8 protein-coding genes and 1 pseudogene are annotated in these 9055 nt (G+C 71.4%); 1 reads left to right on the plus strand and 8 read right to left on the minus strand.

What is annotated here, in order from left to right; all coding sequences use genetic code 11:
- Positions 1-58: 58 nt before the first annotated feature.
- Positions 59-496, plus strand: coding sequence for a hypothetical protein (locus tag ACWD0J_RS36020; protein WP_451500080.1), 438 nt, complete (start codon positions 59-61; stop codon positions 494-496).
- Between the two features lie 73 nt (positions 497-569).
- Here ACWD0J_RS36020 and ACWD0J_RS36025 read toward each other — a convergent pair whose 3' ends face one another.
- The 8 genes and pseudogenes from ACWD0J_RS36025 to ACWD0J_RS36060 form a co-directional block, all read right to left on the minus strand.
- Positions 570-2129 (minus strand): DUF1996 domain-containing protein, encoded by a 1560-nt coding sequence (locus tag ACWD0J_RS36025; RefSeq protein WP_451500081.1) that lies wholly within the window; start codon positions 2127-2129, stop codon positions 570-572.
- Between the two features lie 203 nt (positions 2130-2332).
- Complete coding sequence (locus ACWD0J_RS36030; protein WP_451500082.1) at positions 2333-2986, minus strand: LuxR C-terminal-related transcriptional regulator; 654 nt, start codon at positions 2984-2986, stop codon at positions 2333-2335.
- The gene (locus ACWD0J_RS36035) at positions 2971-4242 is read right to left on the minus strand and encodes a sensor histidine kinase (RefSeq protein ID WP_451500083.1); all 1272 of its coding nucleotides are present in this window, start codon (positions 4240-4242) and stop codon (positions 2971-2973) included. The genes ACWD0J_RS36030 and ACWD0J_RS36035 overlap by 16 nt, the downstream gene beginning before the upstream one ends.
- A 52-nt stretch (positions 4243-4294) precedes the next feature.
- Complete coding sequence (locus ACWD0J_RS36040) at positions 4295-5320, minus strand: NAD-dependent epimerase/dehydratase family protein (RefSeq protein ID WP_451500084.1); 1026 nt, start codon at positions 5318-5320, stop codon at positions 4295-4297.
- 60 nt (positions 5321-5380) lie between these two features.
- Positions 5381-5989 (minus strand): winged helix-turn-helix domain-containing protein, encoded by a 609-nt coding sequence (locus ACWD0J_RS36045; RefSeq protein ID WP_451500085.1) that lies wholly within the window; start codon positions 5987-5989, stop codon positions 5381-5383.
- Positions 5990-6319: 330 nt separating this feature from the next.
- On the minus strand, positions 6320-7252 hold the full coding sequence (locus tag ACWD0J_RS36050; protein ID WP_451500086.1) for a DUF6891 domain-containing protein: 933 nt from the start codon (positions 7250-7252) through the stop codon (positions 6320-6322).
- Between the two features lie 86 nt (positions 7253-7338).
- Positions 7339-8367 carry a glutamine synthetase gene (glnII, locus tag ACWD0J_RS36055; protein WP_451500087.1) on the minus strand — a complete coding sequence of 343 codons (1029 nt, stop codon included), beginning with the start codon at positions 8365-8367 and terminating at the stop codon, positions 7339-7341.
- A 350-nt stretch (positions 8368-8717) separates the two neighbouring features.
- Positions 8718-9055, minus strand: a pseudogene (locus ACWD0J_RS36060) (hypothetical protein); the annotation flags it as partial.

The raw sequence follows: 9055 nt of genomic DNA on the forward strand, positions 1-9055 counted from the left end.
GGCCCCTCGCCGGGGCCGGCCGAGGCATGGTCTGATGCGTGCGACTCCGGAGGAACAGATGAGGGTGACCCGACCGATGCTCGTGCCGATCGGCGCGGCGCTGCTGCTGGCGCTGGCGGGCTGCGGCTCCGGCGAGGCGAAGGACGCCGTACCGCGGACGGCCACCGGCAGCCTGGAGCACCTGGCGGCCGAGGTGGAGTGCACGCCGAACATGCAGACCGACGCCGACGAGATCCGCCAGGCCGTCTGCAAGAACCCCGACGGCAAGTTCATCCTCGCCACCTTCAGCACCGACCGCGGCCAGCGCGAGTGGATCAACGGGGCGAAGGACTACGGCGGTCACTACCTGGTCGGCCGCAAGTGGGTGGCCGTGGGGGAGACCAGCACCGTGACGGCGCTGCGGGACACCCTCGGCGGCGACATCGAGGAGGGCACGGACCACGCCGCGCACGAGTCGGGGGAGCCCTCCGACGGTGCCACGCACTCCGGTCACTGACCGGGCCCCGCACAGCGGAGAGCCGGCGGTGAGGAAACCTCACCGCCGGCTCTCTCAGTGGATCACTCGGTGATCACTTGCACTTCTTGCCGGTGTTGATGCAGTTGACCATCTTGTTCATCGTGTTCTGGGAGAAGAAGTTGATGAAGTCGTTGTGGTCGGTGATCGGCTTGTGCAGCTGCTCCGGGAAGGTGTCCACCGCGAACGGGTTCACGACCTGGCCGTTCTCGATGACCGGGGCCGGAACGTCGTAGACCAGACGGACCTGGAGCTGCGGGATCGCCTTGAAGCCGTTGGCGCAGGTGCCGTCGGCCTGGACGAACGCCACGTGGGTGCGGTGGTTGGCGCTGTCGATGTTCTGCCCGTCCCAGCAGCTCTGGAAGTTGGACACGCGGACCACGTCACTGCCCTCGGGGCAGATCGGGTACTTGTCCTTCAGCTGCCGGTCCTCGAAGCCGGTGCAGCTCCAGTTGACGTTGGCGTTGGCGAGACCGTTGACGAACGCCTTGGCGTCACCGGTGATGATGCGCAGGCCGGTCGGCATCGCGACGACCTTGCTCTTCTTGTTGCCGACGAACTTGAGCTGCGCCTGGACGGGTTCGAGGATCTTGCCGACGTTGCCCTCGGTGCCGCCACCGGCGTTGTTCTGGTCGAAGTCCTGCGTGCCGTCCTGCAGACGCAGCACCGGCCAGAAGTACGACGACTTGTCGCCCTGGTTCTGGCAGGTGGTGTCGGCCGCCGCCAGGTCCTCGTCGCTCGCGAACGCGTCGTTGTTCTGGTTGCCGACGTAGTCGTGCAGGTGGTGCGCGCCGTTGGTGACACCGGGGGCGACGATCACGTTGTCCGTGTTGTGGTTGTCGTTCCCGTTGGTGCCGCAGACCGTGGTGAAGGTGCCCCGCGAACCGGACCTGCCGTTCGCGGCGAGACCGTTCGCGCCGACGCCCAGCTGCCTGTTGGGCTGGACGGTGGTGATGTCCTGGAAGTCGGCCGCCACCGGGCCGTTGCCGCCCTGACCGCCGTTGCCGGCCTGCTGACCGTCGTCCTGGCCGCCGTCGTTCTGCTGGCCGTCACCGTTCTGGCCGTCACCGTTCTGCTGGCCGCCGTCGTTCTGGCCGCCGTCCTGGTTCTGACCGCCGTCGCCCTCACCGGCGTTGGTCTCCGGCGTGGCGGCCTGCGGGGTGCAGGGGGCGAGTCGGCTCAGATCCTGTGTCTGCCCGCCGACCCGCTGGATGCTGATCCGGATCCGGTCGATCGTGGCGGCCCGCTTCTCCTTGAGGGGGCCGACGATCGCGTTCTGCACGAAGCCCGAGTCACCTGCCTGGGCCTGGCGCGTGGAAGCGAGCCGTGCGTAGGCCTCGGTGATCTGCTTGTCGAGGTTCGCCAGCTCCTTGTCGACACCTGCGCGGGCCCCGTCGGGCACGCTCGTCAGCTTCTGCCCCACATCCGGGCAGGAAATGGTGGCCACCTGCGCGGTGGCGGCCTTGGTCTGGTTCCGCGACGAGTCGTCGGACTCGTGCGCAGAAGCGTAGAAGTTCGCCCAGATCAGCCCGCCCCCACCGAGCGCTAGGGCCGCCGATGCTGCCACGGCCTTCGTGGCCATCGACGAACGGCGTTTACGTGTGTTGCGTCCCATGGAACTCCTCTGACTTCCTTGCGGGGCAGCATCGAGGCGCCCGACAGGAGTGAAGCGGCTCCCTTCCATACGCAGGGAGCCCCACGGGTGTTCAGCCGTCTCAGAAATTGATGAGAGATTCGTACGCCCATGCAGACACAACTACCTCTGTAATACCCGCAGTTGCTGATCCAACACGGCATGTGCGAAACAAGGGGCCCTGTTCAGCGGTCCTGGTCCAGATAGGCGAGAACCGCAAGGACGCGGCGGTTGTCGTCGTCCGACACCTCCAGGCCCAGTTTGGCGAAGATGTTGGAGGTGTGTTTGGCGATCGCCCGTTCCGTCACGACGAGCTTCTCGGCGATGGCCGCGTTGGTACGGCCCTGGGCCATCAGCTCCAGCACCTCCCGTTCGCGCGGGGTCAGCCGGCCCAGCGGCCGGTCGCCGGCCGCCCGCCGGGACAGCAGCTGCTGGATCACCTGCGGATCCATCGCCGTCCCGCCCGCCGCCACCCGCCGTACGGCGTCCACGAACTGCTCCGCGTCGAAGACCCGGTCCTTGAGCAGATACCCGACCCCGCCGCTGCCGTCGGCGAGCAGCTCGCGCGCGTACAGCTGCTCCACGTGCTGGGACAGCACCAGCACCGGCAGCCCGGGTCTGTTCCGGCGGGCGTCGAGCGCGCACTGCAGGCCCTCGTCGGTGTGCGTGGGCGGGAGCCGGACGTCGACCACGGCGACGTCCGGCTCCAGTTCGGCCAGCGCACGGGCCAGCTCGGGCCCGGTCTCGACGGCGGCGGCGATCTCGAAGTCGTAGGCCTCCAGGAGCCGGACGAGTCCGTCGCGCAGCAGGAACAGGTCTTCGGCTAGGACAACGCGCAAGGGATCTCCATGGTGACCATGGTGGGACCGCCCGCGGGCGAGCTGACGGCCAGGACGCCGTCGAATGTACCCAGTCGCCGTTCGACCCCGGCAAGGCCCGAGCCCGCCCCGGTCGCCGCGCCGCCCCTGCCGTTGTCCGTGACCGAGATCCGCAGCATGCCCTCGGCCCGCGCGTGGTGCAGGTCGATCCAGATCCGGTCGGCGCCGGCGTGCTTGACCGCGTTGGTCAGCACCTCGCTGACCGCGAAGTACGCCGCCGACTCCACGGGCGCGTCCGGCCGGCCGGGCAGTTCCACGTCCACCTCGGTGGCGACCGGCAGCCGCAGCGCCAACGCCCGTACCGCGTCGCCCAGTCCGCGCTCGGCGAGCACCGGCGGGTGGATCCCGCGGACCAGGTCGCGCAGTTCGGCGAGCGCGTCGGCGGAGGACTGACGGGCCTGCGCGAGCAGTCGCCTGGCCTGCTCCGGGTCCTTCTCCAGGAGCACCTCGACGGTGCCGAGGTCCATGCCCATGGCGACCAGCCGGGCCTGCGCCCCGTCGTGCAGGTCCCGCTCGATGCGCCGCAGTTCGGCCGCCGAGGTGTCGACCGCGTCCCGCCGGGTCTCGGTCAGCACCCGCACCCGCTCGGCCAGTTCGCGCTGGCCGGAGGCGAGCACGGACCGGGTCAGCAGGAAGTGCGCCTCCAGCAGCCGCGGGGTGAGGAAGTGCGCGAAGAAGAGCAGGACGAGACCCAGCCCGGCGGCGGCGAACGCGGAGCCCTGCCCGGTCACCGGCACGAACCCGTACCAGTACCCGTCGGGGAACACCCGCCACAGCCCGGCCGCCAGCGCGAACCCCTCCAGGGGGTAGAGCAGCAGCGCGGCCGGCAGCAGCGCGGTGACGAACCCGGCCGTCATGTCCACCGGCAGCCACCGCAGGTCCCGCCAGGTCGCGGGGTCACGGAGCATGCCGAAGGTGCGCGTCCAGGGGTTGGCGTCCTCGGGCAGGGGCCGGTACGCCGACGGGATCCGCACCCCGTACCACTCGGCCGCCAGGACCCGCCGCCAGTCGGCGAACACCCGGACCCCGGTGAGCACCCACGGCGTGGTGACGATCCCGACCCCGATCGGGATCAGCGCGATCGACACCACGGAGAGCGTGAAGCAGAGCACCGCCCCCGGCAGCACCACCAGCGCCAGTCCCAGCCCCCGTAGCGCCGCCCGTCCGACACCCCGCACCCGTGCGCTGTCGCCGCCGCTTTTCGTCGCAATGGTCATGACGTCAGTCTGGCGGAGGCGGCGGCGCGGGACACGGGGCCTGGACGCCCGGTCAGGGGGTGGTGCCAGGTACACCCCCGCCCGCCGCGAGGACCTTCGCCTCCAGCTCCGGGTCGAGGCCCACCACCGGCCGGTCCGGGCGCTGCGGCGGTACGCCGCCGATGTCCCGCAGCCACCGCCAGGTGTCGGCCACGGTGTCCTCGACCGGACGGCAGTACAGACCCGCCGCGAGGGCCCGGGAGACGTCCGCGCCGTGCACGGACGCGTACCCCTCGCTGCCCGGCGGCAGCCACACCGGCAGGTGCAGCCACGGCTCGATGCCCGCGTCGAGGATCGTCTCCGGGTCGGTCCAGCGCGGCTCGGCGTGCGCCCCGGTGACGGCCAGGCACGCGTCGAGCAGCGAACCCATGGTGGCGTGCCCCGGCGGGCCGACGAGGTTGTACGGCCCGCCGGTCCCCCGTTCCACCGAGTCCAGGATCCACCGGGCGAGGTCACGGACGTCGACGTACTGGAGGGGCGACTCACGCGGCCCGGGGGCGAGGACGGGTCCGCCGCGGGCCATCCGGGTCAGCCACCACGGCAGCCGGCCGATGTTCTCGTAGGGCCCGAGGATCAGGCCCGCCCGCACCAGCAGGGAGCGCTCCGCGCCGAACGCCTCGACGGCGGCCAGCTCGCCACCCCGCTTGTCCCGGGCGTAGTCGCTCTGTCCGGCGTCGGCGGACGCGCCCTCCACCAGCGGCGCGTCCTCGGTGTACCCGGCCTCCCGGGGCCAGGCGTACACCGAGCAGCTCGACACGTACACGTACCGGCGGGCGCGGTCCCGCAGCAGCCGCGCCGCGTCCCGTACCGCCCGGGGCGCCGCCGACCAGGTGTCGACGACGGCGTCCCAGTCGCCGTCGGCCCCGTCCAGGGCGGCGAGCCCGTCGGGCGCGGTGCGGTCGCCGTGCAGCGACCGCACCCCGGCGGGCGGTTCGTGGCGTCCCCGGTGGAACACCGTCACGTCCCAGCCGCGCCCGAGGGCCGCCTCCGCGACGGCCCGTCCCGCGAACTCGGTCCCGCCCAGCAGCAGAAGTCTCATACCGGCGACTCTGCCCGGTCCGGCCGCGGGTGGGAACCGGTGTCTGCTGTCGGCAGACGGTCAGCGTCCGGCCGGCGGCGCGTACTTGTAGCCGACCCGCCGGACCGTCTGGATCGCCCGGCGGTGCTCGGCGCCCAGCTTGCGGCGCAGCCGGGCGATGTGGACGTCGACGGTACGGCCGTCGCCCACATGTCCGTACCCCCACACCGTGCCGACCAGCTGGTCGCGGGTGTGCACCCGGTGCGGGTGACCGACGAGATGGGCGAGGAGCTCGAACTCCAGGTAGGTCAGGTCGAGTTCACGCCCGTCCACGGCGGCGGTGCGGCGCACGGTGTCGACCCGCACGAGCGGTTCGACCGCGCCGGCCCCCTGCTCGTCCGCCTCCGGCGCGGTCGCCGCGACCGGACGGCCGGGCACCGCGGCCGGCGGGAACGGCGGCTGCCGGTCGGCCGGCACGAGCACCAGGTAGCCGATCATCGGCGGCCGGCCCGGCAGCTCGGGCAGGGTGTGCGGGGGAGCGGGCAGCCAGGTGGCACCCGGCGGCAGGAAGTCCGCGATCTCGACCACCTCGTCCCGGTCGACGGCGCGCAGACGGTGCCGGGCGGAGCCGTTGGCCGGGACGGACGGGCCGGTGAGCGGGGCGGGGGAGAGGGAACGAGTGGTCGCCATGAGACGTCAGCTCTTTCGCGCGAGGAGTTGGCCGGGAGGTCGACGGCACCGAGTTCGTGGTCGGGCCCGTCGAGGGACCTACGTCGTTTCGCGCTGGCCGAAGGCCGGGGTGTACGGCTTTAGAGGGCCGGCGCGTTCATCGCGCGGCAACACACCCGGTCGAAGTCGTGGTGCTGACGGGAGGGCCAGAAGGGCTCGAGGTCATGGCGACCCGTCGCGGTGTGCTTCTGCATGCTGGCCATGGCCCCATTGAAGCAGACACCGGCCGCCACCAGGAGCCTGCTCTCACCGCTCGGACGGTCGCTTGGCGTGAACTTGGCGGTGCGGACCTCATCCGACCAGGCGTTTGTGCCAGGTCAGGGGTGTGACCGAGAGGGCGCTGTCCGGGCTGCCGTCCCACTGTGCGGACAGTCCGGCGGCGCCGAGCGCGGCGACGACCTCGTGTCCGACGGCCGTGGTGGTGGCGTCCGTGCCGTCGAACCCGCCGTAGTAGAGCGCCAGCGCGTCCCCCTCCGCCGCGCGCTCCGTCACCTGCTGGTGGAAGAAGACGAAGCCCCGCGCCCGCTCGCCCTCCGCGCCTATCTCCGCCATGCCGCAGCTCCGGCAGCAGGCGAAGTGCTCCCGGGCCGTGATGCCGGCCGCGTCGAGCGCCTCGAAGGCGCGGGTGAGCCGCTCGGGGTCGGTGACGCCCTCCCAGGCCTCCTGCTCGGCCAGCCGCTCCCGCCACAGCCTGTCCACCAGAACCCGGGCCTGGGCCCTGGAGACCGGCCGCTGGTCACCGTCGGCCAGGTGGTCCTCGGCGATGTCGGTCAGTTCCCCGCGGCTGTCGTAGCCGCCGCGCAGCCGTGTCCGTATCCGCGTTTCGACCTTCTCCCGCACCGCGTCCGGCAGTTCGGGGACCTCCTCACGCGGTCCGAGGCCGACCGGCTCCCACCCGACCCCCGCGTCCCAGCCGGCCTCCTGCCGCGCCCAGCCCGTCAGGAGCTCGGCCACCCGGCCGGGGTCGGTGAGGTTCGTCCCGTGGAACCCGTCCTCACCGAGCCGGTGTTCCAGCCGGTAGTCCCCGCCCTCCTCGTGCCACACCTGGGCGAACACATCCGGGATGTCGGGTATCCGCTGGACGGTCAGGAACCGGTCCCCGGCGCCACCGATCCGGCCCACCAGCTCCCGCAGCCGCGCCGCCGGGATCCGGGCGTGCGTCTGCCAGTTCTCCGTCTTGACCTTGATGGCCAGGCTGCCGGCCGGGTCCCCGTCGATCTCCATGTCCCCACGATGACACGCCCCACTGACAACGCGAGGGGGCGCCCGCCGTTCCCGGCGGGCGCCCCCTCCACGAGCCGTCGGGCGGATCAGACCTGGCCGGCCTTCTCCAGCGCGGAGCAGCAGGTGTCGACGATCAGACGCGTCACGAGGTACGGGTCGACGTTGGCGTTCGGGCGGCGGTCCTCGATGTAGCCCTTGCCGTCCTTCTCGACCTGCCACGGGATACGGACCGAGGCACCGCGGTTCGAGACGCCGTAGGAGTACTCGTTCCACGGGGCGGTCTCGTGCAGACCGGTCAGGCGGTCGTCGATGCCGGCGCCGTAGTTCTTGACGTGGTCGAGCGGCTTGGAGCCCTCACCGAGCGACTCGGCCGCGGTGATGATCGCCTCGTACGTCTCGCGCATCGCCTTGGTGGAGAAGTTGGTGTGCGCGCCGGCGCCGTTCCAGTCGCCCTTGACCGGCTTCGGGTCCAGGGTGGCGGCGACGCCGAAGTCCTCGGCGGTGCGGTAGAGCAGCCAGCGGGCCACCCACAGGTGGTCGGAGACCTCCAGCGGGGAGACCGGGCCGACCTGGAACTCCCACTGGCCGGGCATGACCTCGGCGTTGATGCCGGAGATGGCCAGACCCGCCTTGAGGCAGTTGTCCAGGTGGGCCTCGACGATGTCACGGCCGAAGATCTCGTCGGCGCCGACACCGCAGTAGTAGCCGCCCTGCGGGGCCGGGAAGCCGCCCTTGGGGAAGCCGAGCGGGTAGCCGTCCTTGAAGAACGTGTACTCCTGCTCGATGCCGAAGATCGGCTCCTGCGCCGCGAACTTCTCGGCGACCTCGGTCAGCGCGGCACGGGTGTTGGACTCGTGCGGCGTCATGTCGATGTTGAGGACCTCGCACAGGACGAGGATGTCGTCGCCGCCGCGGATCGGGTCCGGGCAGGAGAACACCGGCTTGAGGACACGGTCCGAGGAGTGCCCCTCGGCCTGGTTCGTGGACGACCCGTCGAAGCCCCAGATTCCCAGCTCGGCACCCTTGGCGTCGTCCGCCAGGATCTTCGTCTTGGAACGGAGCTTGGCGGTCGGCTGGGTGCCGTCGATCCAGATGTACTCAGCCTTGAAGGTCACGGGCCACTTCCTTCGGGGGTGGGTCAGACGCACGTGCGGGTGCTGCGGCGCTGCGGCACTGGGACGCCGCGGTGGATGCCCGGCAGCCTGTCAACAGGCGATTTCCCGGTCATTGCTCGAATGTGAACCCCGTGTTACCTGGTGGTGCTGTGTCGCGATTCACTGTGTGAGGGCGCCGCCACGGCCCGGAGTCGCCGTTCCCGCTCGCGGACGCGGGCGGGCACGTGCGCGGACGACGGCTCGTATGCGATGCGCGTGAGCGGCCGGCGCGGGGGCAGGACATGCGGGTTCGGCTGTTCGTGGCCGCGAACAGCCGAACCCGACCTCAGCGGGTCGCTACGCGGACGACATCACCCCACCTTCTCGATCACGGCCCGGCGGATCAGGAACTTGCCGGGCTCACGGACCTGTTCGAAGGCCGCGTTGTTCAGCAGGGCACAGCTGCCGGAGACCGAGGTGACCTCCACTGTCGTGGACTTGTCGTTGTCCAGGTTGGTGACCTTCAGCCTGGTGCCCGCCGGGAACTGGTTGCTGGACGCGGCCGGGGCGCCGGCCTCGCCGGACAGGGTGACGGTCGAGCCGTTGCACACCTGCTGGCCGGTGGTGTGCGCCTCCCTGCTCAACCGGGGGCGCACGGTGCTGCGCCGGGTGGACGGGGACGACGGCCTCCTGAAATCCGTCGGCCACC

Source organism: Streptomyces sp. NPDC003011, assembly GCF_053591515.1.